Source organism: Piscinibacter sp. XHJ-5 (genome assembly GCF_029855045.1).
Taxonomy (GTDB): domain Bacteria; phylum Pseudomonadota; class Gammaproteobacteria; order Burkholderiales; family Burkholderiaceae_C; genus Albitalea.
In genome coordinates this window covers 4,856,925-4,882,955 of the sequence record NZ_CP123228.1, presented here as the reverse complement: position 1 = coordinate 4,882,955, position 26,031 = coordinate 4,856,925, and the positions used below count along the sequence as shown (strand labels likewise).

Sequence of the window (26,031 nt, the reverse complement as noted above, 5' to 3'; positions counted from 1 at the left end):
ATCGATTCAATCATTCGGTCCGTCAAGAAAGCTCAGGACAACGCGGAACAGCTGCATGCGGTTTCGCTCCAGCATGATCGAGTGCGTCCCCTCGCCGATCTCGACGTACTGCTTCACCGGTGCATTGGCGAGCAGCGGGAACAGCGCCTGCGCCATGGACGAGGGCGTATCGGCATCCCACTCTCCCTTGACCAGCAGGGTGGGGGCCTTGATGAGCACCGGATCGTAGGGCGGCACCCAGTCGCCCGATGGCTGAGGCGCGGGCAAGCCGCCGTTCGGAGCGCGCATGACCGGCGGCAACCGGTTCGATCCCCAAGGGTCGGTCGCAAGGTTGGCGGCCACCCAAGTCTCGAACCAACCGCGGGGAACGAGTTGCTCCTGCTTGTCCCGCGCCACGCCGGCCAGCCAGCGCGACCTGGCTGCCGCAACATTGACCAGCCGGTACGCCGTCTTCGCGTCGGTCCCGGGAGCCGCCGGCGACTGTGTCGTTCGCTGCCACACCGGCGCGTACAGCACGAGGCGCTCGACCTTGTCGCCATGACTGGCGGCGTAGCGCCCCATGATGGCGGTACCCCAGGACCAGCCGATCAGATTGATCCGCTCGACATGGCGCCGACGCCGGATGAAGTCGACGGCGGCGTCGACGTCGTCAACCGCCTCGGCCAGCGTGGCAACGGGAGGATTGCGATCGGGGGGCTCGGACATCGCCGCGGGGCGAGTCGACCCGCCGTAGCCGCGCACGTCGACCAGGTAGACGTCGTACCCGGCCCGTGCGATGTAGTCCATCCAGGACAGGCCGTCCAGAGACAGATCGAACGTCGACTCGGACGGGAAGGTGACGCCGTGAACGAAGAGCACGATGCGGCTGGAAGGGAACGCCTGCGCCCCTTTCACCCGCTTGTTGCGAACGAAGAGCTCGATGCCCGCCGATTTCGACGGAACGTGGAATTCGTCGACGGCCAGGGCCGGAATGTCCGGTGCCCATGGCGCGGCGGCGCATCCGGCCAAGGCGAAGGCAGGCAGCACCAGAACCCGCAGGCCGGCCATCGCCGACACGACGGTGACTGCGGCAAACCATCGGCGCAAGCTCTTCAACATGATCGACTCCGGCAGCTGAGTGGAGACGCCAATCTGAGCTCGGCGTCGCCGGGGAGTCCTGAAATTCGCCGCGTGCGGGCTGAATAAGCCTGAGTTGCGCTGTACTTCGTCGCGGTCTCGGGCGCAAACTGCGCCCCGGAGAGCGAATCTCACCGATGGGCCGGACCGAGGAATTCACTGCCGCGACGTTCCGATTCGACGCCTTCGAACTCGACGGGCAGCGGCGCACGCTGCGGCGCTCGGGCGCCGACGTTGAATTGCGACCGTTGGCCTTCGATGCACTCGCCTTCCTCGTGCGCCACGCGGGCCACGTCGTGACCAAGGACGAGTTGATCTCCGCCGTCTGGCCGGGGCTCGTGGTGACGGACGACTCGATCGCGCGCTGCATCAGCGACATCCGGCGCGCGCTGGGTGATGTCGAGCAGAAGATCATCAAGACGGTGCCGCGGCGCGGCTATGCGCTGGCCGTCCCGGCAACCATGGAGGGGCTGGGTTTCGCCCAACCTGAGGCCGCCGAACTGGCTGTGGCCCATACGGACCGAGCGCCCGCTGCCCCGGCGGCAGGAAAGGCCCCGGCTCGGCTACCCGCACGGGTCTTCGTGGCGAGTGGGCTGGTGATCGGAGCGGTCGTCGCTGCCTTGAGCGTCAGCCTGATCTGGGCGCCCTGGTCGGCTCCCCAGCGTGCCCCAGTCGCGGCATCCCGACCGGGGCTGTCGATCGTGGTGCTTCCGCTGGCAAGTGAGGGCGGCGACCCGGCACAGGACCGCCTCGCCGCCGCGCTCACCGACGAGATCACGGTCGACCTCTCGCGCATTCCCGAGACCTTCGTGATCGCCCGCGCCACCGCGGACAGCTACCGCGGCCGCAGCGTCGACGTGCGTCAGGTGGGCCGCGAGCTCGGCGTGCGCTACGTGCTCGACGGTGGACTGATGCGTTTGGGCGACGCGGTGCGGCTCACCCTTCAGCTCGTCGACACCGAGAGCGGGCGCGCCCTGTGGGCAGACCGCATCGACGCCGAACTCCCCGACCTTCCTGCGCTATACCGCCGAGTCACCGGGACGGTGGCGAGGTCGCTGGACCTGACGCTGCAGGAAGTGGAAACCGGCCGTGCGCGATCGCGGCCCGGTGCCGACTTGCAGGACCTGTTGTTGCAGGCGCGGTGGCTGCTGCAGTTCAACCGGACGACGCCGGACTCCGTGCAGCAGGCGCGCCGGCTGCTCGAGCGGGTGAGCGCGCGCGACCCGGGGTCGGCGCTCGCCTTCGCGCTGTTGGCACAGACCTACAACTACGACGTGTCGCAGCGCTGGCTGAGCCTGCGAGGCGCGACGCGCGAGCAGTGGCTTCAACAGGCCGACAGGCTCTCGGAGCGGGCCTTTCAACTGGATCATGCGGATGCACGTGTCGTCGGCGTGCGCGGTACGACGCTCGCGCTGGCCGGCCGCTCCGAGCAGGCGGTGGAGTTGCTCGAGCGCCAGATCGCGCTCAATCGCAACGATGCCAGTGCCTGGTTCTGGCTCGGTTATGCACGTTGCACGCTCGGCCGGCAGGATGAAGCGATCGCCGCCCTGGTGCAGGCGCGGCGGCTCAGCCCGCGCGATCCGAATCTCAACGGCATCTTCGTCGTCACCGCGGCGGCACATCTGTACCTGGGCCGCGACCGCGAGGCGCTCGAATGGGCGCGGCGCTCGGTGCTCGAGCGCCCGCAGCACGCGGTGGCTCATTCGTGGGTCGCCGCGGCAGCAGCGAACCTGGGCGAAACGGAAACCGCACGCGCGGCGCTGGCCGAATTCAGGCAGCGGCTGCCCGCCTACACGATTTCGTCGTTCCGCGACGAGCGGCTGTGCGCCAACGACCTCTGCCGCAGCCAGCGCGAGCGCTACTACGCTGGGCTGGCGAAGGCCGGCCTGCCCGAATAGGTCGACGTCATTCATCAAGCCTCGGTGTTACGCAGCAAAATGACGCGCACTGCAAGTCAGGCGTCTTTTGCAGCCATCAGGTACCCCGAAGGAGAGCCTCCATGATCACGGCCATCACCACGTTTCGGTTGCCACAGCCCATCACGCGGGAAGAGGCACGAACGATCTTTCTGAGCACAGCGCCGACGTATCAGGGCGTGCGTGGTCTTGTCCGGAAGGTCTATGTCCTCTCGGAAGACGGGAGCACGGCTGGCGGAATCTATCTCTGGAAGTCGCGCGCTGAGGCCGAGGCGATGTACACGGAGAGTTGGAGGGTCTTTGTACGGGCGAAATACGGTACAGATCCCTCGGTCACGTATTTTGAAAGTCCCGTGGTGGTGGACAACCTTGCAAACGAAATCCTTTCGGATGAATAGCTTGGGCCTCTACGTTCGCATCGCAGCAGCCGCCTGAACCTGCCGTCGAGCGGACGCCCAACGGCAGGGCAGGTGGGTTGATTCCTCAAAGTGCGGTGCCGTTGGTCGCCGCTCGTCAAACGTTGGGTGCCTGAAGAGGAGCGCGCCATGGTCATCACTGGCAAGTGCCACTGCGGCAACATCTCGTTCACGCTCAAGTGGGAGCCTGAGCCCTTGCAGATTCCAGCGCGTGCTTGCACGTGCTCGTTTTGCACAAAACATGGTGGCGTTTGGACCTCTTGTCCCACTGGATCGCTCAAGGTGAACGTCGTCGAGCCAACGCGCGTTTCGAAGTACAGGTTCGGTACGAAGACCGGCACGTTTCACATCTGCGCCGATTGTGGCGTCGTCCCCGTGGTCACATCCGAGGTCGAAGGTCGTCTCTACGCTGTCGTCAGCGTCCATGCGTTTGAAGGTGTCGATCCTTCGCTTCTACGGCTAGCATCTGCAACGTTCGAGGGCGAGAGTGAGCAAGCTCGGCTTGCAAGGCGCACGCGCACCTGGATTCCGGATGTTGAGCATGTTGAAGCAGGCGCCTAGCTGTGAAGTGTCAAGACGTTCTTGCGTGACGCCGAGAGACGGGACATAGGCGGCTGGCAGCCGATGCCATGGTGCTCGCGGTGCCAGTTGTAGAAGTGGTTCCAGACGGGCAGTGCGGCTCGCCGTTCGTCGGAGTGGTTGTAGGGTCGTCCATAGGCCCACTCGCGCAAGGCTGACTGGATGAAGCGCTCGGCCTTGCCGTTCGTTTGAGGTCGGTAGGCTCGGGTGAACCTGTGCTTGATGTTCAGCTCGTGGCACGCGTCGAAGAAGGCGTTGGAGTGGAACGCTGCGCCGTTGTCCGTGATCAGCCGTTGGATGCTCACGCCGAGCTGGGCGTAGTAGGCGTGTGCTGCATGCAGGAAGGCCACGGCACTTTGCTTTCGCTCATCGGGATGGATCTGGGTGAACGCGATGCGGCTGTGATCGTCGACGGCCACGAAGACATATTCCCAGCCAACACCGTCGCGGATGCGGCCACCACGGTCGCCCGTGACGCGGTGGCCGGCTCGCTCGATTCGACCCAGCTTCTTGATGTCGATGTGCAACAGCTCGCCAGGGGCCTCCCGCTCGTAGCGCTGAACCGGCTCCACGGGCTGCAGATCGCTGAGCCTGGACAAGCCGGCTCGTCGCAACACGCGGCTGACCGTAGCCTTGGACACGCCCATGTACGAGGCAATGGTGCCCTGAAGAAACAGCTTGCGCCTAAGCTCCACGATGGCCAACGCAACACGAGGTTCTATGGCTCGAGGCGACTTGGCCGGCCGCGAAGACCTGTCCAACAGCCCTTGCGGTCCGTCGGCCAGGTAACGAGCCAGCCACTTGCGCGCGGTCACGGCGCTGACGCCGTGCAAGGCACCTGCCTGCGAAGGCGAAAGGCCACGTGCGGTCATGTCTTGGACCATCTCAAGGCGGCGCAAGTACGTCAATCGGGCATTCTTATGGGTGTTCATCCGGACTTGGTTGTTGAGTTGACTGGGGGTTTGGCAATTTCCAGTCTCTCAAAACCTTTCCGGGTGGACACCCGCAACAACCTATTGAAGCTTCACACCTAGCCCTTCCATCGAGCGGACGTCTTCCATCAGGCTTCGCCTGCTGGAAGACGCCGCTCATATCAAAGCTTAGGCGTCATATGGCCGCTTCCATTCCACCCGCAATGCAAGCGTTCTGGTCGGCGTTTGAAGCCGAAGGTGGCAACGACTTTTCATCACGCTTCTACGAGGCATTCCACTTCGCCGATAGCGAGGCAGTCGCCAACAGCCTGTCGAGGCTGGTTCTAGCTGGCGTCAAGCGCGCAACTGCTGGTTTGGTGTGGTCATTCGAGAACGCCGACAGGCCACCTCCGGCGCCAGGCGATCTCAGCATCGTCACGGACTGGAGCGGCCAGCCGCAGTGCATCATCGAGACCATTGCGGTCACCGTAGTGCCATTCCAAGAGGTGAGCGCCGAATTTGCGTCCGTCGAGGGAGAAGGTGATGGGTCGCTCGAGTACTGGCAGCGTGAACACTGGGAGTGTTTCGGTCGCGAGTGCGCACGGATCGGCAAGGAGCCAAGCCTCACCATGCCAGTTCTCTGCGAGCGCTTCCGGGTCGTCTACCCGTCCGACCATGGAGCTGAGGCCTGACGCTCCACCGAACGTGAGGCGTGCGCGAGCACCCACCTACCCGTTGATCAGCCGCCTTGACATCCGCTGCGGGAGTCTGCGTTCGACAAACAGGTCGCGTAGCTCCGTGATGCTGAGGTACCTGCCGGCTCTCCCTGCCTTGCCCATCACCTTGAGCAGGATGGGCCATTCACCGTCCATCAGCCTTCGGTCGATCTTCCGTCTCCTGCCCGCGGCACGCTCGAAGTTGGCATCCATCATTCGCTGCAGCTCTGCCAGGTCGAGCCCTCGCTCCGTGCGTCCCTCAGCGTCGGTCTTGTCGCTCGCAAACTCGTCGAGTCGGGCCAGCTCTGCATCATTGATCCGCGCCGATGCATCCAGGATGCCTGAGCCGGCCCCCTTCTTGTCCAGCGGCCCGTTTCTCAGTTCGTTCAGCCGAACGCCCCGCAGGCCATTGCGCGCAACCTGCAGCGGACCCAGCCCGTTCGCAATGAGGGCAATGGCACGGATCGCTGCCCCGGGAAGCTGCGGTTTCCCGTCGCCAGCGTTGGCCACTCTCACAATGACTCTTGTCACCTCGCCGATGGCTTCAACGTCGTCCGCAGCCAGCCCCTGTGCGACCAAGGCCCTCAGAAACGGGCACGGGTTGTTCGGGGAAACCTCGCTCGGTCCCGGTTTGTGCGGCATCCTCGCCTCCTGTCCAGTGGCACGTATGCTACCGCTCCACCCAAGGGCGATCGCTCAGCTCGAACGGTGGGCCTCGGATCAACACCTCAGCGCCTTTTCGAAATGCCAACCGTGACGATCACCACCGCCGTGGAAGACCAGGACGTCGACGTCATCCACCGCTTCTTGTCCGAAGAGTCTGCCTGGGCCAAGGGAATCTCGCGCCCACTGGTGCAAGAGTCCGTCCGAAACTCGCTGAACTTTGGCCTCTTCGTGGCGAACGCTCAGGTTGGCTATGCGCGTGTCATCAGCGACTACGCGACGTTCGCCTACCTGCTCGATGTTTTCGTCCTGCGCGAGTACAGAGGCCGGGGCTATAGCCGGCAGCTCATGAACGCGGTGGTCGCGCACCCAGGATTGCAGGGCCTGCGCCGCTTCCTCCTCGTCAGCAGCACCGCCCGTGGCCTGTATCAGAAGTACGGCTTCGCTCCTCTCGCCAAGCCCGAGACGTTCATGGAAATCAACGTTCCCAATGCCTACCAGGACGCGGCCTGAGCCTTCGCTCTTGACCCTTGGACCCGCGAGCGGCTTCTGCAGCAGATCGAGCAGATCGACAACGTGTCTCCATGAGCGCACGCCCCGCCATGTGACGACCGCCGTGGTTCGAGACAATGATGCCGCGCCAGACTGTGCGTGGCAGGCAGGTCAGGCGGGGTACCAGGGCCGCAGTTCTTCCAGCCGCTGCCGAACGTAGGCCAGCACCTGGCGGCGCTTCTCGGGGCCGCGCTTGCCTTCATCGTCGCCGACGTCGTTGCCGAAGAATCCCGGCTCCACCAACTCCACGCGTTCGTAGATCCCGCGCCACAGTTTCTTGAGCCCGTGCACCGACACGCCGAGTTCAGGCATCAAGGCCGTGTCGGAATCGTCGAAGAGGGCGAGCCACAGCAGCCGGCGTTGTTGTGCCGAGAACCGAAAGCGCGGCGGCTCGCTCTCGAAGCAGTTGCGCAAGGTCGTGCCTGGCAGGCGTTGACGCGCCTCATCGCGGGTCAGGCCCATGAACACCGGTCGATCCGGTTCGGGCAGGCCCGCGAGCGTCGCCTCGTCGGCGAATCGACGCGAGACGAAGCCGCTTTCACGATGCACCTCGTGGAACGAGGCGCTGTTCTCCAGATAGATGGCTTGCCAGTGGAAGCCTGTGTGGTGCAGACGGAATGACTCCTGTGCGCAAGCCACGATCTTGTGCACCTGCGGGTCGGCAAGATCGATGCGCGGCAGGGTGAAGTGCAGCACCAGCCCCACCAAGTCTCCGGCGGCATTGCTGCGCCCCAGTTCCCGATCGTCCATCAGCCGCAGGCGGCCGGCGCGAAGGTCGCCATACACACGCCGGGCCAGGAATGCGGCAGGCTCGCCATCCAGCTGGAGCCCCTTGGCCTGGGCCGGCGACAGAAGAACTGACACCCCCCAACCCAGGATACGGCGGCCTGCGGGGCCCAGGTCCTCCATCACGCCGCTCTGCACCGCCGGCTGTTGCAGCAGCGCAGGCCATTGCGCGGCAATCGCGGCACGCTCGGCGGGGTCGTTGCTCACCTGCTGCGGCAGCAGCCTGAGCGCGCCCTCCAGGTCGGCCAGTTGCATCGGCCGATGGACCATGCGCAGTACGGGATGGGCGGTGGGCGGGCGGACCATGGCAGCGGTGGATGATAAACAGCACGCTGCCTCCCGACCCGGTCCGCACACTACGCGCCCTCGACACGAGGCTGGCGGGTCACGAGCACGCTTGCGCCCCCTGGCAGGGCCAGGCAGTCGATGTCCTGCAAGCCGCAGTCGCGGCAGTCCTGCCGCAGCTCGCCTTCGGTGATCACCCCGTGGCCTTGCGCGGTCATGCGGCCCGCCAGACCCAACACCAGTGCGGCCGCGTGATGGCGCCGCGCATCGTCGGCAAGATGTTCGAGGACCAGCAAGCGTCCGCCCGGCGCCAGCTCGCGGACTGCGTGCTGCAGCCGGGCACGACGGCGCACGGCCCCGCCCGGCTCCAGCAGCAGGCTCAGCACGACGATGTCGTGCGGAGCCGCCCGAAATGGCTGCGCTTCACCCGGCGGCTGCGGGCCGGCGGGCTCCACCGCGAGCAGGCGCACGCGCGATGCGAGACCGCAGGCCTGTACATGCGCCATGGCTGCAGGCAACTGCCCGGGCCGCTGAAGGCTGGTGATGGTCTGCCCGCGGCCCGCATGCGTGGCCCACGCACAGGCCAGACGGGCTCCCTCGCCGTGCAGGTCCAGGATGGTGCTGGCCATGCCGTCCGCCGGGAACTGATGCGCAAGAGCCTTGCCGTACAACGAGCCCAGCCGCTGGCGCATCAACATGCCTGCCGTCTCCCAGGCCTCGGGTGGTGCCGTGGCCGCTTCACCAGGCGGCGCGGCGTTGGCGCGCAACGCCTCGTCCAGCGCCGCGTCCTGCGGACCGACCCAGGGAGAGCGCGCGGCCATCAGCAGGTCGCCCAGGTACGCAGGGCTGCGTGGATCCAGGAAGTGCGCGCCGGTGCGCGTGCTGACGTACACCGCGCGCTCGTCGTCTCCCTCGCGTTGCAGCCAGCCCAGCGCGAGCAGCGCATCGAGCAGATCGCGTGCGGCCGCGAGCGCGAGGCCCAGCGTGTCGGCCAGGCGAGCGGCGGTCCGTGGGCCCTTTCCCAGCTCGGCGAACACGCCCAGTTGCTGACCGGCCGCCAGCGCACGCGACGACCACACGTCGAGCACAGCCTTCAACAGGGGGTCGGGCGACGTCAGCCACTCCCCCGCCCATGACTGAGCCATCAGCGGGTCTGGGAGTCCGCCCGCTGGCCCAGCCACCAGGCCGCTGCCTGCGAGCGCGATCGCAGGTCCAGCTTGTCCAGGATGTTGGCCACGTGGCGCTTCACCGTGTGCGGGCTGAGGCCCAGGGCGCGGGCGATCATCTTGTTGCTGTCGCCCGCCGCGATGCGATGCAGCACCTCCCACTCGCGGCCGCTGAGCGTCACTTGCGTCGCGGCGCGCGCCGTCCAGTCGGACAGAGGCGGCATCGCGGCGCCAGGCGCGGTCTCATGCGAAGCAAGACGCGCCCCGGCCAGTGCAGCCGTGAGCAACTGCTGGACGGTGCGGCCGATCTGTTCGATGACCTCGGCGTAGGGCGCATTCAGTGCGGGACTGCGGGTGGACGACATGGCGTTGGCTCCTGGTTCGTGGCAGCCCGTGCGCCTGACGGTGGCGCCCTGTGGCTTCGGTGCGCACTGTAGGCAGCCGACGCCTCGCCCGGAATGCTCAAAAAGAGACGGGCTCTTTTTGAGACCCGGTGACGCTGGAGCCGGGCGCCTCCTTGCTTGCCGTGTGCCCCGCGCCTGCGGGTCGGCGATGGCCGGACGCCATCGCCGACGCACGCCATCCCTGCCTCACTTCGGCTCGGCCGTCAGCGTCCAGCTGATCAAGGCACTGCCCGGCTCATGCGGCAATGACAGCAGACTGGTCCACGGCATGAAGCCATCCTGCGCGTCGGTGTCGAGCGCGTAGGGCGCCTCGATGCCGTCGACAAGAATGGTGCGATTCCCCGCGCTGCCTGCAGCGACCGGCAGGTTGCGGAAGTGCAGCGCCCCCGGGGTCATCGCTGCGGACGCCGTGGCACCTGGGCCGCCCTGGATGGAGCCGCGACCGACTGCGCCGCCCGCAATCGCATAGCGGCAATCGCGCGTGTCGACGCTGAGCACGAAGTAGCTCGGCGAGATCGGCGCGAAGTCCGCAGTCGGCGCGCTGGCGGCCGCGTAGTCCTGCGTGTACGGAGCGGCCGGATCGGTCACCTTCAGGGTGCCGTGCACACTGACGAGGCCGGTGGCCGGCTCTCCGACGCTGCTGAACACCACCACCGGCACGCTCGGATCGTCCGGTGTGATGCGCTTCAGCCGGCCCTGGACCGACATCTTGCCGGTGCCGCTGTAGCTCGCGTCCTCCTGCGCGGCACGTACCGAGAACGAGCCGACCAGCACGTCGAAGCTGAACGCATCCGCCGTGCGCACCCAGGCGCAGACGCTGTCCTGCGCGTCCTCGATCGTCACGTTGCTGACCAGCAGGCTGCGCGTGGAGGTGCCCGGCGCGCCGGCGAGCAGCGTTTCCACCGAGATGGCCACGGTGCGCGGGTTCGGCACCTGCGCCGGGGCGGTGTACAGGTACTCGGCGCGTTCGGCATCAGGTCGCACGACGCTGCCGGTACCGGCGCTGCCGCCGACCTGCCCGTTGACCTGCGGCGCCATCGTCTTGACCTCCGGCGCCGTGCCGCAGGTGCGCACGAGCTGGGCATCGGCGTCGCCGTCGCCTGCCTCGAAGCCGACGATCTCGCACCGGGTGACCTTCAGTGCCAGCTGCTGCCCGACCTTCAGCGTTGCAGCGCTCGGCGTCAGCGAGGTCTGCGCAAACCGCAGCCAGTCGCGGAAGCGGGTGGTTCGCACGGTGACCGTTCGGGCCGAGGCGTCGAGTTCCGGCGCCGCCGGCACCACCCAGCGGCGCTGCGCGTCCTGGTAGGCAACGCGCTGCTCGTCGGCAGCGCTGCCTTGCAGGTCGGACTCGTCGAACGCAAAGCGCAGCGTCACCGGGAGGGCCGGCGCCAGCGATGCCGGCCCGACACGCCAGGCGCGGCCCGGGGCGCCGTGCGCAGTCGTGCCGATCTCCTGCACGGTCACGATCTCGTCGTTGGCGAATGCGCCGGACGGCACCTCGACGACGAGCCGGCCATCGGCGCTGCGCAGCGTGCCGCCGTCGCGGCCGATCCGCGCACTGGCGGCCGGGCCGATGGGCTCGCCGATCGCGGTCGCGCCGGTGGGCGTCGTCCCGGGGTCCGGTTCCTCCGGTTGGTTGGAAGGGCCCGATCCGCCGCCGCAAGCGGCGACGACGAACGCGGCCGACAGCGCGGTCAGCGTGGAGACAAGGAGTGGGAAGCGGAACTTCATCGAGCAGGCCTCGGTGGTGGATTCATGACCGAGAGGATTGCGTCGGCAGCCGCTTCGCGCATCGCCCGTTTGGCGCGGCGCGGAGCCACGACCCGCATGGCTCCATCGGTGCCATCGGTGCCATCGGTGCGACGGCCGGAGGCGCTTCACGGGCGACGTTCACGATTCGAAGGTCACGTCACTGCCGCATGTCGACGCTCATGGCGCGCGCCGAGATCACCCAGGGGCGATTGCTGCGATCTGCCGACCAACCGAATGGTTGATCGTCCTGGCCGTCGGAGCGATCATCAAGGCAGTCGGACGCCGGCGGCTCGCGTGCAACACCTGCATGCGCTTCCATGACGGAGGTGGCAATGCCTGACCCCGTAGAAGCATTGATCCTGGACCTCCTCGAATGGATGGGTCCTCATCCGCGCCTGTATGCGGAAGTCCTGGAGGCCTGGCGCACCTCGTGTCCGCGTTTGCCCGTCTGGGAAGAGGCCAACGAGCGGGGCTTCATCGAGCACCTTCACGAGCAGGGGCATGCCGCCCTGGTCCTGGTCAGCCCGCTGGGCAGGGCTCATCTGGAGACTCAGCGCGCGCGGCTCGGTGGGTCGACCGTGGCCTGACCGGCGAGGCCGCCCTCCCGACGAACATGTGGCTCAACGGAGCACCGACGGCGGCAGCCCGACGACACGACCGATTTCACGCATCGCCCGCTCACGTTGCTCACCGAGCGGTGCCGCGAACAACGGCGGCGCGAGCGCCGCGCGTGTCGACGGCCGTTCCTTGACGCGATACAGCACGACTGCGGTCTTCGACAGGGAAGCCCGCTTCAACGCATCCACCGGAACACGCGCATTGAACTCATACGTCGACAGCGAATAGGTGTGGTGGCGCATCTGCTCGGGCGTGCCGTCGGGATGCGCGAACGAGCGCACCACGCCGAGATCCGGAATGGAACCGGCGTGCAGCAGTCGATCGCCGTCGGTGACTTCGTAGGCGTAGCCACCCTCGAACGTCGCTGACTGAGCGAGCGGTCCTTCGACGATCTGGCTGTCGACAATCGAAAGTTCGCCGTCTTCCACGCGCACGCGCAGCCGGACATATCGCTGCGCCGGCTTGCCGCGCGCACGCACGGGCTGCTGATCGCCCAGATCGGGAGGCGCTGCGCGCCCGGCCGTCTTGCGCTTCGCCTGTTCGCCTGCTGCACGCTTCGTGGCAGCGTCGACCGGGGCCTTCACCTTCGTGCCCTTGGCTGCCTTTGTCACCGGCGCGCGTTCGCCCTTCGCAGGCCCTTTGCCGCGCAGGGGCACGGTCGCGGCGTCGCCTTGCGGCTTGGTGGGCAATTGTCTTGTCGCCATCGCTGGCCTCCATTCACCAATTGCGACCGTACCGATAGTTGTGGATCCAACGGTAGTAGATCTTCTCGAGCGTGAGCCCGCTGCGACCTTGCATCATGCCGAACCAGTCCTGGTTGTGCACGAAGAGATTCGGTTGACCCGGCTGACCTGCGTAGTTGCAGACCTCGAACTTGTCGATGCCACCCAGGTTCCATTCGCCGACCCAGTCGCCGACAAAGCTTGCCCGCAGCCCGCTTCCGGTCGAGATCATGCGCCCCAGATATTCCTCGGACCAGTCGACGTAGTTCCAGGCCCAAAGGTCGGTGCGGGTGTCGCCGCTGATGCGCGCAGCGAGGAAACTGTCGTGGCGCGCCAATCCGCCCCAGCCAGGCACGTCGCCGTCGTAGCGCTGCACCGTCTGAAGGGACGAGCCGGTGGAGCGGAACATGCCCAGATACGGCATGCTCCAGTCATCGCCGTTGAAGATGAACAGATCCACCTTTCCGTCGCCGTCAAAGTCGCCGACGATCAGCTTGTCGTGTCGCGCAAGACCTCCCCAGCCCGGGATGTCGCCGTCGAAACGCATCGTCATCGTGAGGTTGGTCCCCGTCGATCGGAACATGCCGACGTAGCTCATGCTCCAGTCGTCGCCGTTGAAGATGAACAGGTCGTCGCGTCCGTTGCCGCTGTAGTCGCCGACGAACAGCTGATCGTGGCGTGCAAGCCCGCCCCACCCCGGGATGTCGCCGTCGAATCGACGAATGAGTTGCAGGCCGTTGCCGGTCGAACGCAACATGGCGACGTAGGTCATCGACCAGTCTTCTCCGTTGAAGACGAAAAGATCCTTCTTGCCGTCCCCGTTGAAGTCGGCCACGTAGAACTTGTCGTGCGCTGCGAGCCCGCCCCAACCCGGGATGTCGCCGTCGTAGCGGGCGATGAGCCGAAGGCCATCGTGGCCGTCGTCGGCGAGCAGGCCCAGATAGGGCATGACCCAGTCGCTGCCGTTGAAGACCGCCACTTCATCCTTGCCGTCGCCGTTGAAATCACCGACGTAGAACTGGTCGTTCGGCTGGAACTGCCACGATCCCGGAACCCGCTCCACCGCGCTGAACACATGATCGAGTTGCGTGCCGTTCGATCGGAACAGCTGGATCGAATTGCCAACGTGGATCAGGACGTCGCTGCGGCCGTCGCCGTTGAAGTCGCCGACGTGGCAGTTGCGGAAATGATGACCGGTCCAGCTGTCGTATTGGCGCTTGAACGACGTGTAGCAGACCGGGCAGTACGGCGGCGAATTGCCGCGCATCCGACAGTTGACGACCGGCCGGTAGATGCCGGTCTGGTTGGTGCCGCCGCCTTCGAAAAGGCCGACGTCCTGGTGATCGTCCCACGTCGCCGGCTTCGCTCCCTGGTTGTAGTCGGAACAATTGCCCACGCCCGTCGGAACGGGCGTCGACGGAGCGATCAGGTTGCCCCATTTCGTCGTGGCGCGATTGGTGTCGATCGTGAGGTTGACCGAGCCCGGCTCGCCGGAGGCGTAGGCGCCATCGACACAGTACTCGTCGGCGAGGGCCCCGAGACCATGGCCGAATTCGTGCGCGATCACGTCCCAGGTGCTGCCGCGGGTGACGTGCGCACGGCCACCTCCGCCGCACCCGCCGAATCCCGTGGTGTTCATCACGATCAGCACGAAGTTGTAGTCGGGCACCCATGTCTTCAGCGCGTTCTGGATCGCGGTCTCGGTACCGGCTCCGTACTCCATCCAGCAATGCGACCACGATCCGCTGTAGATCATGCCCAGCGCCGTGTTGAGCGGCGTGTCGGAGGTGATCGTGTCGTCGGACCCATCGGCCGGTGTACCCATTTCGTTGTACACGCGCGTGCTGATGCCCGAGTCGACCGATTCCAGGTTGACGCGGAAGATGTTCCAGGCGGACAGGTCCTCGAAGAAGTAGTCGCGGCCGAACACTCCATCGAGAAGTTCGGTCTGCACCCAGTTGTTGTAGGCGGCCTGATCGGCCGGCGCAAAGCCGTCGCCAAGGATGACGAGGTTGCGCTTCGTGCCGACGGGTCCGGCGACACGAAGCTGGGTCACGCTGTCGGCCATCGAAAGCCTCCTTTGCAGGTCGCCATCCCGCTCGGAAGAGGACTCGGACCGTGCACGACTGTGAACCCCATCGAAGAGGGACGCATCCACAATGATGTGGACGGGCGTCAGCGAGCCGGCGGTCGCGATTCGCCAGTGGTCGATTTCGACCGCCCCCGATCGTCGTGGAAGGTGAGCAGCCCTCTTGGTCCCTGCGCAACGGAGGTTGAAGTGAGCAAGTTGAGAGTCGAGAGTTTTTCCATTTCGCTGGATGGGTTCGGGGCCGGCCCGCAGCAAGGCCTGGAGCATCCACTGGGCAAGGGCGGCGAGCGCCTGCACGAGTGGCTTCTTCCCACCGCCACATTCCAGCGGCTGACCGGTAGCGAAGGCGGCACCACGGGGGTGGACGACGAGTTCGCCGCCCGCGGGTTCGAGAACATCGGCGCCTGGATCATGGGGCGCAACATGTTCGGTCCTGTGCGCGGCCCGTGGCCGGACGACACCTGGAAGGGCTGGTGGGGCGACACGCCGCCGTACCACACCCCGGTGTTCGTGCTGTCGCACCACGAGCGCAAGCCGGTGGAGATGGCAGGCGGCACGACGTTCCACTTCGTCACGGACGGCATCGACGCCGCCCTGGCTCGCGCCCGAGAGGCTGCCCAGGGAAAGGACATTCGTCTTGGCGGGGGCGTCTCGGCGATCCGCCAGTATCTGCAGGCGCGCTTGATCGACGAGCTTCATCTCGCCATTGCCCCTGTCCTGCTCGGATCCGGAGAGCATCTGTTCCATGGGCTCGACCTCCCGGCCCTGGGCTACGCGTGCAAGCGGCATGCGGCATCGGAAAGGGCCACGCATGTCGTGCTGGCGAAAGCGTCGCAGCATGTCTGACCACGCGGTGGTGATCGCGGGTGCGGGTCCCACGGGGCTGATGCTGGCAGGGGAACTCGCGCTGGCCGGCGTTGACGTCGCGGTCGTCGAGCGGCGCGCGAACCAGGACCTTCACGGTTCACGCGCCGGCGGCCTGTCCTCGCGCACGCTCGAGGTCCTGGATCAACGCGGAATCGTCGACCGGTTCCTTTGCGAAGGACAGGTCGCACAGGTTGCCGGGTTTGGCGGCATCCGCCTGGACATCAGCGACTTCCCGACCCGACACCCCCACGGTCTCGCGCTGTGGCAGAAGCACATCGAGCGCATCCTCGCCGGCTGGGTCGCCGAGCTCCCGGTGAAGTTCCACCGCGACCGTGAGGTGACCGGCTTCACGCAGGACAGCACCGGCGTCGATGTCCACCTTGCCGACGGCAGCAACTTGCGCGGCCAGTATCTGGTGGGCTGCGACGGAGGTCGCAGTGTGATCCGCAAGGCAGCCGGCATCGCCTTTCCCGGTTGGGACGCGTCCACGAGCGCGATCCTCGCCGAAGTGGAAATGACCGAGGAGCCCGAGACCGGCATTCGTCGTACGGCCTCGGGCATGCACGCGATCGGCAAGGTGGACTACGAGATCAAGGGCGGGGAGGTGATCTACCAGAAGGGCGGAAGGGTGGGAGTCATGCTGACCGAACCGCAGGTCGGAAATCCCCTCGATCCCACGCTGCGCGATGTCAGCGAGGGCCTCATCGCGGCATACGGCACCGACTACGGCGCTCACAGCCCCACGTGGATCACGCGGTTCACGGATGTCACCCGTCAGGCGGCCGCATACCGGGACAGACGCGTGCTGCTGGCCGGCGATGCGGCGCACGTTCATTCTCCTGTCGGGGGGCAAGGCCTCAACCTGGGCGTGCAGGATGCGGTGAACCTCGGTTGGAAGCTGGCGCAGGTGGTCAAGGGCATCTCGCCGGACAAGCTGCTGGAGACCTACCACGCCGAGCGGCACCCGGTTGCGGCGCGAGTGCTGCGCACCACGATGGCCCAAGTCGCGCTCATGCGCAACGACGACCGTACGCAAGCGTTGCGCGACACCGTGTCCGAACTGTTGAGCATGGACGAACCACGCGTACGGTTCGCCGCGATGATGTCGGGCCTCGACATCCGCCATGACCTGGGCGAGGGCCACCCGCTGCTCGGGCGCCGCATGCCCGACCTCGACCTTCTCACCGCCGGCGGGTCCACACGCGTCTTCACGCTGCTGCATCGCGCGCGGCCCGTGCTGCTCAACTTCGGTGAGCCCGGCAGTCTCGATGTCGGGCCGTGGCGTGATCGCGTGGCAGCCCTGGACGCAGGCTACACCGGCGCATGGGAAATTCCCGCACTCGGGGCCGTGACGGCTCCGACCGCCGTGCTGATTCGGCCGGATGGTCACGTGGCGTGGGTGGGACAAGCAACGACGCGGGGGCTCGTCGAGGCGATGGCCACCTGGTTCGGATAGTGGGGTAGGTCGCCTCGCAATGCCTCATTCGCCGCCTGCCCGCTGCCCCACGTTGACGGCCCGTTGCGCGGCGAAAGCCCGCTGATAGGCAGGCCGCGCCTCGCCGCGTGCCACATACGCGGCCAGTCCCGGAAATTCATCCAGGATGCCCGAGGACCGCAACCGGAGCAGCACCGAAACCATCATCAGGTCGCCCGCACTGAACGCGCCGTCGAGCCAGTCCGCATCGCCGAGCCGCCGCGAAAGCTGCTCCAGCCGATGGCGAACGCGGTCTTCCACCAGGGGCAAGCGGCCGGCGTACCAGGGCTTGTCACGCTCGAAGAGCATGGCCATCGTCAGTTCGAGGATCGGCGGCTCCAGCGTGTTCACAGCGGCAAACATCCACGCGATCGCACGCGCGCTCGCGTCGGCGTCGTCCGGCAACAGGCCGCCATGACCTTGCGCGATGTGCAACACGATCGCGCCCGACTCGAACAGCGTGAGATCGCCTTCCTGGTAGGTCGGGATCTGCCCGAAGGGATGAAGCGCCAGGTGCGCGGCCTCCTTCATCGCTCGAAACGAAAGCAGGCGAACCTCGTATGGCAGGCCTACCTCCTCCAGTGCCCAGCGGACGCGCGTGTCCCGCGCCAATCCCTTGCCGCCATCCGGCGAGCGTTCGAAAGCGGTCATGACGATGGTCATCGTGCGGCTCCTTGTGGATGTCCAGGCTTGTCTTGACGACGAACAAGGGCCGTCGGTTTCGACAGGCCGACGGATCATTCCTCGACGGTGCCCGCGCGGTCCCGGCCGAACGGCTACTTCGTCGAGCGGCGGGCGGTGACGATCCACGCCCGCGAGTCGAAGAAAACGCCGTCGCTCGTGCAGTGCGCCGCCAGCGTGTCGCGCAGGCGGTCCAGCGCGCGCTCCGCCCCGGCTGTCTCTTGACCTGCCAGCAGGTCCTTCGTCATCTTGAAGTCACGCACCAGCTCATATGCGCTGGCGATGTCCGGACCGTAGTAGACAGGTTCGTGTATCTCGGCCAAGCCGATCCCGGTGAAGCCGGCCGCGCCGAGGATGCACCGGACCCTGGACGGGTCGCCGAGCGAGAAGGGACCCGGCTCATCAGGCGGGTCGGCTGGGGCTGCGCCGCCAGCGACCGAACGATGGATCGCGCTCGCCCACTCGTTGCGATCGGCGCACTGCCAGACCATCATCACGAGACGCGCCCCGGGACGCGTCGCGCGGGCGATGTTCGTGAATGCCGCGACCGGATCGCCGAAGAACATGGTGCCGAAGCGGCTGATGACGACGTCGAAGTGAGCCGGCCGAAACCGATGGACCTGCGCGTCGCCGAGCTCGTAGCTGACGTTGGACAGCTGCTCCTGTGCGGTGCGCCGGCGGGCGCGCTCGAGCATCGTCTCGCAGACATCGACGCCGAGAGCACTGCCCGACGGTGCGGCGCGAGCGGCGTCGCGGGTGGACTGCCCGAAGCCGCAGCCGATGTCGAGCACCTGGTCCGTGGGGCCGATGCCCGTGGCCGCGCGCAGGCGCTCGTTGTGCCGGAACAGCTCGGCGTCGTAGTGCTCGGCGGCACGCAGCGGCGACCCCTTCGGCAGGCCGGTCATCGCGTCGACGACGGCGCTTGACCGCCGGCCTGGTGGCTGGTGTGCAGCACCAGCGCCGGGATGATGCGATCCCAGACCTGTGCGGGCGGCATTTCGTGGCCCACGCCTTCGAGCAACAGCAGCGCTGCGCCCGGGATCTCCTTCGACAAGGCAATGCCGTGCTGGCAGGGGAACAAGGGATCCTCCGTACCGTGGATGACGAGTGTCGGTACTCGAATGGTCCCCAATCGGGAGCGCCAGGGTTCGTGGCCGGGCTCGATGATCCAATGGTTCGACATGCTGGCCGCGATGTTGGCGGTGCGGCTCACGGCCCGGCTGGCCACGGCGCGCAGTGCCGCGTCGCTTGCCGTGCAGGTCCCTGCAAACGGTTTCGTGCCGTCGACGATGTAGCGGATCACCGCTTCGCGATCGGACCAGTCGGGCTCCTCGGCCGGATGGTCGAACACCGCTTTCATGCGATCCAGCATCGGCGGCAGGTCGCTGGTGCTCGAGGTGCCGCCTGGGCTGGTCGAGATCAGCGTCAGCGATGCCACGCAGGCAGGAAACTCCAGCGCCAGGAGCTGGGCCAGCCCGCCGCCCATCGAGATGCCGACGACATGAGCGCGCGGTATGTCCAGTGCGTCGAGCACGCCTGCCGCGTCCTTGACGAGGTCGAAGCCGGTGTAGTCGGGCTTGCCGGCCTCGCATGTCGACGACCGACCCGTGTCGCGCAAGTCGTAGCGAACCACATGGCGCTGATGCGACGCGAGTCGAGCGCAAAACGCGTCCTCCCACCAATCCATGGAGCTGGCGGCGCCGGCGATCAGCAGGATGGCCGGATGCGCCGGGTCACCGAACGCTTCGGTGCAGATCTGCACGCCGTTGACACCGATGATCTTCTCGTGGCCCATGGCGACTCGACTCCTTGGCTGTGTCCGTGCGGCTGCCTGCGAATGGTGGCGCCGATCCGGGGGGAGGTCGGGCATGGGGGCTCCGCCTGGGGTCCGCGTGACATGAGAGGAGAGCGCGCTGGGTTGTCAGGATGCTATGGGCTCCATGCAAGTACCACAAGACCCGACCGCCTGCCGCCATCGAACCCTCACCGCTCGCCGACGACCCGTTCCATCCGGAACCCTGAGTGCAGATTTCGCGATTCCGGGCGCGGAATGGCAGCGACACGATTTGGTCGCGGTTTCCTCGTGGTGGAGTTTCGGGTGGGAAGTACCTTTTGATGGCTACGCGGTGAATCCGCGAAGGGGTCTCGATGGAGCAAGGCTTGCCGATCGAAGAACAGCTGATCCTGGTCAGTCCGGATGACACCCTCGTCGGCGTCGCCGGCAAGCTGCAGGCGCATCGCGAAGGTCTGCTGCACCGTGCATTCTCGATCTTCATCTTCGACGATGCCGGCCGCTTGCTGCTGCAGCGGCGCGCGCACGGCAAGTACCACTCCGGCGGCTTGTGGACCAACACCTGCTGCGGGCATCCCCGCCCCGGGGAAGCCATGCCCGACGCCGTGCGTCGAAGGCTGGGCGAGGAAATGGGCATACCCAGCGATCTGCGCAAGGTGGCGTCGCTGCTCTACCGCGCACCGCTCGACCAGGGCCTGACCGAGCACGAGTTCGTGCACATCCACGCCGGCACCTTCACGGGCATGCCGCGCCCCGATCCTGCCGAGGCGGCCGGCTGGGAATGGATCAACCTGCCGGCCCTGTCGGCCAGGATCCAGGCCGAACCGGATGCCTTCACGGTCTGGTTCCGACAGATCCTGGAACGGGCCGGGACCTTCGCCGTTCAAGCATGGGCACGAGGTGACCGGGTTCCACCTCTGCACATGAATGCCTGTTGACACCCACCCCGCCGACACGAAGGAGAAGAAACGATGGAAACAGCCAACGCTGGTCTCGCACTCTGCATCGCAAGGCTGGACAGGGCCATGTCCGAGATGAAGGTGTACTCGAAGGAGACGACGCTCGACCGGGCCGACACCAGGACGCTGAAGCACCACGCCGAGGATCTTGTCCTCTGTGGCGTCTCCGTGCTGCGCGATCTGGGAATCGAGGAGCAGAAGATCCAGGCGTTCTTCGGCATGCACGTGGATTAGCGCGATGAACCACCTCGGATGACACCGGCCCGTGCCGGGCCATCAACGATCGGAACGAGTGCCATGAGCGTGCTGGACAAGCTTGCTGAGTACCTCACCTTCGAGGATCTCTCCCTCCTGCCGGGCAGCAACCGCGGCACGCCGAACGGCGTCTGCCTGACCAGCCCGGTGACGCGTCGGCATGCACTGCGCGTGCCACTCGTGTCGGCCGGGATGCCGAGCATCACCGAGGCAGCCATGGCGATCTCCATGGGCGAGCTCGGTGGCCTCGGGGTCATTCATCGCTACCAGAGCGTCGAGGCACAGTGCGCGATGACGGCCCTTGTCGCCTCGCATGCCCCCGACCGTCGGATTTACGGCGATGCCAGCGTGCTCGAGGGCGGCCGCCTGCTGGCGGCGGCGTCAGTGGAGCCTACCGACCTGGAGCGCGCGATCCGCCTCGCCCGGGCGGGGGCCGGCATCCTCTTCCTCGACACGTCGAACCCGGTCAACGACGAGGTGTTCGATGGGGCGCGGCGGATCCGCGCGGAGGTGGATGCTGATCTGGTCATCGGTTCGGTGGTCGACGGCCACACCGTGAGGCGATACGCCGAGATCGGAATCGACGGCATCAAGGTGGGGCTCGGTTCCGGCGCGCTCTGCTCCATCCGCCAGACGACGGGCGTGGGCGCACCTCAGGCAACCGCGCTGGCCGAGTGCCACGAATCCGCCGCGAAGGCAGGCGTGCCGCTCATTTCCGACGGCGGCATCCGCACATCGGGGGACGTGGTGAAAGCGCTCGCGATCGGCGCCTCCACCGCGATGCTCGGCTCGCTGCTCGCCGGCAGCGACGAGGCGCCGGGCGCGCTGGTGGAGATCGCCGGCAAGCCGATGAAGCAGGTCGCGGGGCTGCGACTCGGCGCGCTCGAGTTCGATCCGCCCACCGGCCTGCCCAAGGTCGACGCCTACCTGGCGAGGCACGCAGCACCTCGAGTCGAGGGGGGTGAGGGCCTCATCCCGGCCAGCGGGCCTTGTCACCTGACGCTGCTGCGGCTGCTGCGGGGCATTCGCGCCGGCATTCACATGGCCGGCGCGACGAGCGTCGATGAGCTGCGGGCGAAGGCGCGGCTGATCCGTGCGTCGGCCGCGGGCATCGCCGAAGCGGGCGTGCGTCTCTGACCGTTTTCTCCGCCGGAGCGCCACCATGGTCGATCGGACGCCCCTTCTGCCGCTGAGCCGGATCGGCGAAGGCCTCTTTGGAAAGGTCGAGTTCTCGCATCCGTCGGGATCGATGAAGCATCGATCCATCCCTTGCTTTCTCGAGAGCAGCCTCGCGCGGGGGCGCGTCGCGAAGGGGCAGCGCGTCATCATCCAGAGCGGCGGATCGGCCGCGGTCGCTGCCGCCTGGGCCGGAGCGCGCCTTCAGCTGGGAATCGATGCGGTGGTGTCGAGCTCGACCGGTGAAGAGATCCTCCGCCTCCTGCGCTGGCTCGGCGCGAGATGCCATGCGGTCCGCTCCACCGAGACCCCGCGCTATGTCGAGGCGCTGAAGGCCGAAGGTGCCTTCTTTCTCGATCAGTTTCGGGAAGAAGGCCTCATCGACCACTACCGCCCGGTGGCCGAAGAGATCCTCGACGCCGTTGCGGGCGTCGACGCCGTCGTGGTCGGAATCGGTACGGGCGTCTCGATCACCGGCATTGGCCGCGCGATCAAGCACCGCGCGCCGGCCTGTCTTGTCGTCGGCGTCGAGCCTGAGGAGGCGTCGGTCGCGGCCGGCAAGCCATGGGCCCCTCACCGGATCATCGGCCTGGCGCCGCCGTTTGCACAGCCGCTGCTCGATCGGGCCGTCGTCGACGCGATCGTTCCGATTTCATCGGAGGCGGCCTGGGCACGCGCGAGGGAGCTCGCGCAACGCGAGGGGTTGCTCGCGGGGCCCTCATCAGGGGCGGCGGTGGAGGCCGCTGTCCAGTTGCGGCGCGATCGGCGCGCGTCGCGGATCGTGGCGATCCTCGGCGGAGGGGTGGTGGAGCACCTCGCAAAAAGCCCATCGCACCAATAGGCCCTCGCTCGCCAGGCATGGCGGGCGGGCGACGCTCATTCATTCAGGCACGAAGGAAGCGCAACGATGGAACGCGGCAATGATGGTCTCACCCTGTGCATCGCAAGGCTGGACAGGGCCATGTCCGAGATGAAGGTGTACTCGAGGGAGACGACGCTGGATCGGGCCGACACGAGGACGCTGAAGCACCACGCCGAGGATCTCGTCCTCTGTGGCGTCTCCGTGCTGCGCGATCTGGGGATCGAGGAGCGGAAGATCCAGGCGCTCTTCGAGATGCATGTGGAGTAGGCGATGAGGGATTCGAGCATCACCATCGCCAGGCGCGACGACGGCGCGATCCTGCGCTGCCCTGACGGCCATTCGACCCTCGAGGTGATCGAAAGCGTCAGGCGCGCCCGCCTGAAGGCGCAGCGGGACCTGCTTGCGAAGCACCTGCCAAGGGCTGCGCCGACGCGGCACGGGGAGCACAACGTCACCTGGATCGGCGACGTGCAGCAGGGGGATGGAGGCAAGGGCGCCGTCACGGACCGGCTGGCCAGGTTCTATTCCGTGGTGGCGAGGGTCCAGGGCGGAGACAACTGCGGTCACACCAGTGTGTACCGGGACGCGCGCGGCAGGATCCGCACCATCTACTCCCACATCATCCCCTCCGGGGCGCGGCACCGGGGCACTTACGCGGTGATCGGGAACGGCGTCATGCTCAACCCCGAGCAGATGCGCAAGGAGGTCGAGGTGCTGGAGCAGCACTGCCCCGATGTCCGGGAGCGGCTGCTCGTCAGCACGAGGAGTCATCTCGTCTTCCCCTTCCACCGCAAGGCGGACGCGCTGGCGGAGGCCGCGCGAACGAGGTCGTCGCAGCCCGTCGGCACCACGCTGCGCGGCATCGGCCCGGCGAACGTCAGCAAGGTCGCCCGCATCGGAATCCGCGTCGGCGATCTCGTCGACATGAGCTACGTCGAGTGCAAGCTCGCGGAGAACATCGCCTTCTTCGGCCTCTCGGAGGCGGACTACGAGCGCGATCTGCGATGGATCGCAGGCCACCGCGAATTCCTTCTCGACCACGCCGTGGAGACGCGCGAGATGTTCAACGCCGCTGTCGAGCGTGGCTACTCGATGCTCTTCGAAGGTGGGCAGGGGCCGCTGATCGATCTCGAGCACGGGACCTACCCGTTCGTCACCACCTGTCCCACCACGGTGCACTCCATGTCGTACGGCACGGGATTGCCTGACTCGTCGCTCACGTTCCGGCTAGGTGTCCTCAAGGCCTACCACACGATGGTCGGCAACGGTCCGTTCGTGACCGAGGATCACGCAGACACGGGGCGATACCTGCGCAAGGCCGGCAAGGAGTACGGCACGACGACGGAGCGGCCGCGGCGTTGCGGCTGGTTGGACCTGGTGAGCGCCCGATGGGGCGCGAGCATCAACGAGTACGACGCGCTCGTCGTCACCAAGCTGGACATTCTCGACGCTCTTCCCGAGATCAAGGTCTGCGTCGCATACGCCCATGGGGGCGAGCTCGTGGAGTACCGGCCCGACTCCCGCTTCCTCGACCAGTGCACGCCGATCTACAAGACGTTCGAGGGATGGCAGAGGCCGTCCAGTGGTCTGTCCTCCATCGACGATCTCCCCAAGCAGGCCCGCAGCTTCCTCGATTTCATCGAGTCCTACCTGGGTGTCGAAATCGCTGCGGTGACGACCGGGCCCTGCGAGGAAGACATCCTCTTCCCGAACGACATTCGTCCGGAGTTCGAGCAGCTTCGCGAGGGGCTGCGACGTGCGCGCCGCCGAGGCCAGGTTCACGCGGCAGGTGCACGGGTCGATGGCTCGAGAAGAACCACGCCGGTGCTGGCAAGTGATGGGCGCGCGGGCGGGCAGTGAGATGGACGAGACCGGGCAGTGGGATCGCCGATACCGCGAGGAGGCGCTCTTCTTCGGCGACGCTCCCAACCGGTTCCTGGAACAGACCGTACTCGAGCGGCTCGCCGATCGGCCGCTCCGCGCGCTCTCGCTGGGCGAAGGAGAGGGCAGGGACGCGCTCTGGCTCGGCCGCAGGGGTTGGAGCGTCACGGCCGTCGACGGATCATCGATCGGGCTCGCCAAGCTGAGGGCGCGTGCACGCGACGAGCGGCTTGCCATCGAGATCATCTGCGCGGATCTCGCGGTCCATGACCCTGGCCAAGCGCGCTTCGATCTGGTGTACGCCTGCTTCTGCCACCTCCGCCCGCAGATCCGGCGCGCTGTGCATGGGTGGGCTGCGCGCGCGCTCGCCCCGGGAGGCCTTCTTCTCGTGGAGGGCTATACCCCGCGGCAGCGCGAGCGCGGGCTCAAGACCGGCGGACCCAAGGACATCTCGCTCCTGTTCGGGGCGGAGGACCTCCGCGCGGACGTTGCCGGTCTGCTGGAGGTGGTCCATCTCGAGGAGTTGGAGGCGTACCTCGAGAACGGAAGACACCGCGGGCCGGCAGAGGTCGTGCGCCTTCTCGCGCGCGCTCGTCGACTCGCTTGAAAGAGCCAACCCCGGCGATGTGGCCGCGTTCTTCGGAGATGCATGCATGGACACGAAATCGCTGCTGGTGCTCACAGGTCCGACCGGCGTGGGAAAGACCGCCTACGTCAACGCCCTGCTCGATCGGTTCCCCTTCGAGGTGATCAACCTCGACTCGTGTCAGGTCTACACCTTCTTCCGCATCGGCACCGGCCGCGGGGACGGGCAGCACGCGCACCGCCGGCACCTCTACGGGTTCCTCAGCCCGTTCGACAAGCTCGAGCCGCAGCGCTACGTCGAGGCGGCTCTCGCGATGGCACACGAGATCCGCACCTGGGGGCACATCCCCCTCTTCGAGGGCGGTTCCCGCAGCCTCCTGCGCGCGCTCCGCGAAGCCGCGCCGCTCGCGCTCATCGGCCTGCGGCCCCCCGGCGATCCGGGCTGGATCCTGCGCAAGCTCGAGCAGCGCGTCGAGGGGTTCTTCGAGCAGGACAAGATCATCAAGGAGGTCGAAGCCGGCCTTCGCTTCGGCTACGCGGACACGGTGCTGATGCGCGATCCGATGGTCTACCAGCAAACCATCGCCTACCTCGAAGGTCGCGTGGGCCTGGAAGAGACCAAGCGCGCCATGGTGTGCTCCATGAAAGAGATGCACGACGATCAGATGGCCAGGTTCCGCGAGCAGGACATCGCCTGGATCGACGCCGACTCCCACGACTACGAGGCGCTCTGGCGCCTTGTGGAGCCCTGGCTCTGATGGCAAGGTGGCCGGCCAGGGCCGGCTGGACCGGACTTCTCGGGATTCGG

General features: G+C 66.8%; 29 protein-coding genes. 16 read left to right on the top strand and 13 right to left on the bottom strand.

Features of this window, described 5'->3' with window-relative positions; translation table 11 throughout:
- Positions 1 to 6: 6 nt before the first annotated feature.
- The gene (locus P7V53_RS22985; RefSeq protein ID WP_280151837.1) at positions 7 to 1,047 is read right to left on the bottom strand and encodes an alpha/beta fold hydrolase; all 1,041 of its coding nucleotides are present in this window, start codon (positions 1,045 to 1,047) and stop codon (positions 7 to 9) included.
- 206 nt (positions 1,048 to 1,253) lie between these two features.
- Between P7V53_RS22985 and P7V53_RS22980 the strand changes: the two genes are divergently transcribed.
- From P7V53_RS22980 to P7V53_RS22970, 3 genes are all read left to right on the top strand, one after another.
- The gene (locus P7V53_RS22980) at positions 1,254 to 3,014 is read left to right on the top strand and encodes a winged helix-turn-helix domain-containing protein (RefSeq protein WP_280151836.1); all 1,761 of its coding nucleotides are present in this window, start codon (positions 1,254 to 1,256) and stop codon (positions 3,012 to 3,014) included.
- Between the two features lie 101 nt (positions 3,015 to 3,115).
- Entirely contained in the window at positions 3,116 to 3,430 is a 315-nt protein-coding gene (locus P7V53_RS22975) for a YdhR family protein (RefSeq protein ID WP_280151835.1), read from the top strand.
- 147 nt (positions 3,431 to 3,577) lie between these two features.
- Entirely contained in the window at positions 3,578 to 4,009 is a 432-nt protein-coding gene (locus P7V53_RS22970) for a hypothetical protein (RefSeq protein ID WP_280151834.1), read from the top strand.
- On the opposite strand, the gene P7V53_RS22965 is transcribed toward P7V53_RS22970, so the two are convergent.
- On the bottom strand, positions 4,006 to 4,959 hold the full coding sequence (locus P7V53_RS22965; protein WP_280151833.1) for an IS481 family transposase: 954 nt from the start codon (positions 4,957 to 4,959) through the stop codon (positions 4,006 to 4,008). The genes P7V53_RS22970 and P7V53_RS22965 overlap by 4 nt on opposite strands.
- Positions 4,960 to 5,162: 203 nt before the next feature.
- Between P7V53_RS22965 and P7V53_RS22960 the strand changes: the two genes are divergently transcribed.
- Entirely contained in the window at positions 5,163 to 5,630 is a 468-nt protein-coding gene (locus P7V53_RS22960) for an ASCH domain-containing protein (RefSeq protein ID WP_280151832.1), read from the top strand.
- A gap of 36 nt (positions 5,631 to 5,666) precedes the next feature.
- Here the strand turns inward: P7V53_RS22960 and P7V53_RS22955 are convergent, their stop codons facing one another.
- A complete protein-coding gene (locus P7V53_RS22955) occupies positions 5,667 to 6,296 on the bottom strand; it encodes a hypothetical protein (RefSeq protein WP_280151831.1) in 630 nt (209 codons plus the stop codon).
- A gap of 102 nt (positions 6,297 to 6,398) precedes the next feature.
- On the opposite strand from P7V53_RS22955, the gene P7V53_RS22950 reads away from it, so the two are divergent.
- Positions 6,399 to 6,830, top strand: coding sequence for a GNAT family N-acetyltransferase (locus P7V53_RS22950; RefSeq protein ID WP_280151830.1), 432 nt, complete (start codon positions 6,399 to 6,401; stop codon positions 6,828 to 6,830).
- 150 nt (positions 6,831 to 6,980) lie between these two features.
- On the opposite strand, the gene P7V53_RS22945 is transcribed toward P7V53_RS22950, so the two are convergent.
- From P7V53_RS22945 to P7V53_RS22925, 5 genes are all read right to left on the bottom strand, one after another.
- Positions 6,981 to 7,910, bottom strand: coding sequence for a hypothetical protein (locus tag P7V53_RS22945; RefSeq protein WP_280151829.1), 930 nt, complete (start codon positions 7,908 to 7,910; stop codon positions 6,981 to 6,983).
- Between the two features lie 101 nt (positions 7,911 to 8,011).
- A complete protein-coding gene (locus P7V53_RS22940; RefSeq protein ID WP_280151828.1) occupies positions 8,012 to 9,085 on the bottom strand; it encodes a methyltransferase dimerization domain-containing protein in 1,074 nt (357 codons plus the stop codon).
- A complete protein-coding gene (locus tag P7V53_RS22935) occupies positions 9,085 to 9,471 on the bottom strand; it encodes a LuxR C-terminal-related transcriptional regulator (protein WP_280151827.1) in 387 nt (128 codons plus the stop codon). Before P7V53_RS22935 ends, P7V53_RS22940 begins: the two co-directional genes overlap by 1 nt.
- Positions 9,472 to 9,696: 225 nt before the next feature.
- Positions 9,697 to 11,241 (bottom strand): hypothetical protein, encoded by a 1,545-nt coding sequence (locus P7V53_RS22930; RefSeq protein ID WP_280151826.1) that lies wholly within the window; start codon positions 11,239 to 11,241, stop codon positions 9,697 to 9,699.
- 178 nt (positions 11,242 to 11,419) lie between these two features.
- Complete coding sequence (locus P7V53_RS22925) at positions 11,420 to 11,581, bottom strand: hypothetical protein (protein WP_280151825.1); 162 nt, start codon at positions 11,579 to 11,581, stop codon at positions 11,420 to 11,422.
- Positions 11,582 to 11,594: 13 nt separating this feature from the next.
- On the opposite strand from P7V53_RS22925, the gene P7V53_RS22920 reads away from it, so the two are divergent.
- Positions 11,595 to 11,849 carry a 3-phosphoglycerate dehydrogenase gene (locus P7V53_RS22920; RefSeq protein ID WP_280151824.1) on the top strand — a complete coding sequence of 85 codons (255 nt, stop codon included), beginning with the start codon at positions 11,595 to 11,597 and terminating at the stop codon, positions 11,847 to 11,849.
- Positions 11,850 to 11,882: 33 nt separating this feature from the next.
- On the opposite strand, the gene P7V53_RS22915 is transcribed toward P7V53_RS22920, so the two are convergent.
- Together P7V53_RS22915 and P7V53_RS22910 are read right to left on the bottom strand one after the other, a co-directional pair.
- On the bottom strand, positions 11,883 to 12,584 hold the full coding sequence (locus tag P7V53_RS22915) for a hypothetical protein (RefSeq protein ID WP_280151823.1): 702 nt from the start codon (positions 12,582 to 12,584) through the stop codon (positions 11,883 to 11,885).
- A gap of 13 nt (positions 12,585 to 12,597) precedes the next feature.
- A complete protein-coding gene (locus P7V53_RS22910) occupies positions 12,598 to 14,988 on the bottom strand; it encodes a M64 family metallopeptidase (RefSeq protein WP_280151822.1) in 2,391 nt (796 codons plus the stop codon).
- Here P7V53_RS22910 and P7V53_RS22905 point away from each other — a divergent pair.
- Both P7V53_RS22905 and P7V53_RS22900 read left to right on the top strand, forming a co-directional pair.
- Entirely contained in the window at positions 14,881 to 15,537 is a 657-nt protein-coding gene (locus P7V53_RS22905; RefSeq protein WP_280151821.1) for a dihydrofolate reductase family protein, read from the top strand. The two genes, P7V53_RS22910 and P7V53_RS22905, sit on opposite strands and share 108 nt — an antisense overlap.
- Entirely contained in the window at positions 15,530 to 17,014 is a 1,485-nt protein-coding gene (locus tag P7V53_RS22900; RefSeq protein ID WP_280151820.1) for an FAD-dependent monooxygenase, read from the top strand. The genes P7V53_RS22905 and P7V53_RS22900 overlap by 8 nt, the downstream gene beginning before the upstream one ends.
- A gap of 24 nt (positions 17,015 to 17,038) precedes the next feature.
- Here the strand turns inward: P7V53_RS22900 and P7V53_RS22895 are convergent, their stop codons facing one another.
- The 3 genes from P7V53_RS22895 to P7V53_RS22885 all read right to left on the bottom strand — a co-directional run bounded on the left by P7V53_RS22895 (position 17,039) and on the right by P7V53_RS22885 (position 19,508).
- Positions 17,039 to 17,695: a glutathione S-transferase family protein gene (locus P7V53_RS22895; RefSeq protein ID WP_280151819.1), complete on the bottom strand. Its 657-nt coding sequence runs from the start codon at positions 17,693 to 17,695 to the stop codon at positions 17,039 to 17,041.
- Positions 17,696 to 17,808: 113 nt separating this feature from the next.
- On the bottom strand, positions 17,809 to 18,618 hold the full coding sequence (locus P7V53_RS22890; RefSeq protein WP_280151818.1) for a class I SAM-dependent methyltransferase: 810 nt from the start codon (positions 18,616 to 18,618) through the stop codon (positions 17,809 to 17,811).
- Positions 18,615 to 19,508: an alpha/beta hydrolase gene (locus P7V53_RS22885; protein ID WP_280151817.1), complete on the bottom strand. Its 894-nt coding sequence runs from the start codon at positions 19,506 to 19,508 to the stop codon at positions 18,615 to 18,617. Before P7V53_RS22885 ends, P7V53_RS22890 begins: the two co-directional genes overlap by 4 nt.
- 365 nt (positions 19,509 to 19,873) lie before the next feature.
- On the opposite strand from P7V53_RS22885, the gene idi reads away from it, so the two are divergent.
- From idi to P7V53_RS22845, 8 genes are all read left to right on the top strand, one after another.
- Complete coding sequence (gene idi, locus P7V53_RS22880) at positions 19,874 to 20,443, top strand: isopentenyl-diphosphate Delta-isomerase (protein ID WP_280151816.1); 570 nt, start codon at positions 19,874 to 19,876, stop codon at positions 20,441 to 20,443.
- Positions 20,444 to 20,530: 87 nt separating this feature from the next.
- Positions 20,531 to 20,698 carry a hypothetical protein gene (locus P7V53_RS22875; RefSeq protein ID WP_280151815.1) on the top strand — a complete coding sequence of 56 codons (168 nt, stop codon included), beginning with the start codon at positions 20,531 to 20,533 and terminating at the stop codon, positions 20,696 to 20,698.
- Between the two features lie 63 nt (positions 20,699 to 20,761).
- A complete protein-coding gene (locus tag P7V53_RS22870; RefSeq protein ID WP_280151814.1) occupies positions 20,762 to 21,856 on the top strand; it encodes an IMP dehydrogenase in 1,095 nt (364 codons plus the stop codon).
- A 25-nt stretch (positions 21,857 to 21,881) separates the two neighbouring features.
- Positions 21,882 to 22,736, top strand: a complete 855-nt coding sequence (locus P7V53_RS22865) for a pyridoxal-phosphate dependent enzyme (protein WP_280151813.1) — start codon at positions 21,882 to 21,884, stop codon at positions 22,734 to 22,736.
- A gap of 66 nt (positions 22,737 to 22,802) precedes the next feature.
- Positions 22,803 to 23,024, top strand: coding sequence for a hypothetical protein (locus P7V53_RS22860; protein WP_280151812.1), 222 nt, complete (start codon positions 22,803 to 22,805; stop codon positions 23,022 to 23,024).
- A 3-nt stretch (positions 23,025 to 23,027) separates the two neighbouring features.
- Positions 23,028 to 24,617, top strand: a complete 1,590-nt coding sequence (locus tag P7V53_RS22855) for an adenylosuccinate synthase (RefSeq protein WP_280151811.1) — start codon at positions 23,028 to 23,030, stop codon at positions 24,615 to 24,617.
- Position 24,618: 1 nt separating this feature from the next.
- Entirely contained in the window at positions 24,619 to 25,245 is a 627-nt protein-coding gene (locus P7V53_RS22850; protein WP_280151810.1) for a class I SAM-dependent methyltransferase, read from the top strand.
- Positions 25,246 to 25,291: 46 nt separating this feature from the next.
- Positions 25,292 to 25,981, top strand: a complete 690-nt coding sequence (locus tag P7V53_RS22845) for an isopentenyl transferase family protein (RefSeq protein WP_280151809.1) — start codon at positions 25,292 to 25,294, stop codon at positions 25,979 to 25,981.
- Positions 25,982 to 26,031 lie beyond the last annotated feature (50 nt).

Bases quoted from the DNA above. Each gene is read 5' to 3' on its own strand.
- P7V53_RS22950 (WP_280151830.1), top strand. From the start codon at position 6,399: ATGCCAACCGTGACGATCACCACCGCCGTGGAAGACCAGGACGTCGAC.
- P7V53_RS22965 (WP_280151833.1), bottom strand. From the start codon at position 4,959: ATGAACACCCATAAGAATGCCCGATTGACGTACTTGCGCCGCCTTGAG.
- P7V53_RS22925 (WP_280151825.1), bottom strand. From the start codon at position 11,581: ATGGAAGCGCATGCAGGTGTTGCACGCGAGCCGCCGGCGTCCGACTGC.
- P7V53_RS22855 (WP_280151811.1), top strand. From the start codon at position 23,028: ATGAGGGATTCGAGCATCACCATCGCCAGGCGCGACGACGGCGCGATC.
- P7V53_RS22870 (WP_280151814.1), top strand. From the start codon at position 20,762: ATGAGCGTGCTGGACAAGCTTGCTGAGTACCTCACCTTCGAGGATCTC.
- P7V53_RS22890 (WP_280151818.1), bottom strand. From the start codon at position 18,618: ATGACCGGCCTGCCGAAGGGGTCGCCGCTGCGTGCCGCCGAGCACTAC.
- P7V53_RS22930 (WP_280151826.1), bottom strand. From the start codon at position 11,241: ATGAAGTTCCGCTTCCCACTCCTTGTCTCCACGCTGACCGCGCTGTCG.
- P7V53_RS22860 (WP_280151812.1), top strand. From the start codon at position 22,803: ATGGAACGCGGCAATGATGGTCTCACCCTGTGCATCGCAAGGCTGGAC.
- P7V53_RS22875 (WP_280151815.1), top strand. From the start codon at position 20,531: ATGTCCGAGATGAAGGTGTACTCGAAGGAGACGACGCTCGACCGGGCC.
- P7V53_RS22845 (WP_280151809.1), top strand. From the start codon at position 25,292: ATGGACACGAAATCGCTGCTGGTGCTCACAGGTCCGACCGGCGTGGGA.
- P7V53_RS22945 (WP_280151829.1), bottom strand. From the start codon at position 7,910: ATGCAACTGGCCGACCTGGAGGGCGCGCTCAGGCTGCTGCCGCAGCAG.
- P7V53_RS22940 (WP_280151828.1), bottom strand. From the start codon at position 9,085: ATGGCTCAGTCATGGGCGGGGGAGTGGCTGACGTCGCCCGACCCCCTG.
- P7V53_RS22975 (WP_280151835.1), top strand. From the start codon at position 3,116: ATGATCACGGCCATCACCACGTTTCGGTTGCCACAGCCCATCACGCGG.
- P7V53_RS22850 (WP_280151810.1), top strand. From the start codon at position 24,619: ATGGACGAGACCGGGCAGTGGGATCGCCGATACCGCGAGGAGGCGCTC.
- P7V53_RS22970 (WP_280151834.1), top strand. From the start codon at position 3,578: ATGGTCATCACTGGCAAGTGCCACTGCGGCAACATCTCGTTCACGCTC.
- P7V53_RS22985 (WP_280151837.1), bottom strand. From the start codon at position 1,047: ATGGCCGGCCTGCGGGTTCTGGTGCTGCCTGCCTTCGCCTTGGCCGGA.
- P7V53_RS22980 (WP_280151836.1), top strand. From the start codon at position 1,254: ATGGGCCGGACCGAGGAATTCACTGCCGCGACGTTCCGATTCGACGCC.
- P7V53_RS22935 (WP_280151827.1), bottom strand. From the start codon at position 9,471: ATGTCGTCCACCCGCAGTCCCGCACTGAATGCGCCCTACGCCGAGGTC.
- P7V53_RS22915 (WP_280151823.1), bottom strand. From the start codon at position 12,584: ATGGCGACAAGACAATTGCCCACCAAGCCGCAAGGCGACGCCGCGACC.
- P7V53_RS22885 (WP_280151817.1), bottom strand. From the start codon at position 19,508: ATGGGCCACGAGAAGATCATCGGTGTCAACGGCGTGCAGATCTGCACC.
- P7V53_RS22960 (WP_280151832.1), top strand. From the start codon at position 5,163: ATGCAAGCGTTCTGGTCGGCGTTTGAAGCCGAAGGTGGCAACGACTTT.
- P7V53_RS22920 (WP_280151824.1), top strand. From the start codon at position 11,595: ATGCCTGACCCCGTAGAAGCATTGATCCTGGACCTCCTCGAATGGATG.
- P7V53_RS22955 (WP_280151831.1), bottom strand. From the start codon at position 6,296: ATGCCGCACAAACCGGGACCGAGCGAGGTTTCCCCGAACAACCCGTGC.
- P7V53_RS22900 (WP_280151820.1), top strand. From the start codon at position 15,530: ATGTCTGACCACGCGGTGGTGATCGCGGGTGCGGGTCCCACGGGGCTG.
- P7V53_RS22895 (WP_280151819.1), bottom strand. From the start codon at position 17,695: ATGACCATCGTCATGACCGCTTTCGAACGCTCGCCGGATGGCGGCAAG.
- P7V53_RS22865 (WP_280151813.1), top strand. From the start codon at position 21,882: ATGGTCGATCGGACGCCCCTTCTGCCGCTGAGCCGGATCGGCGAAGGC.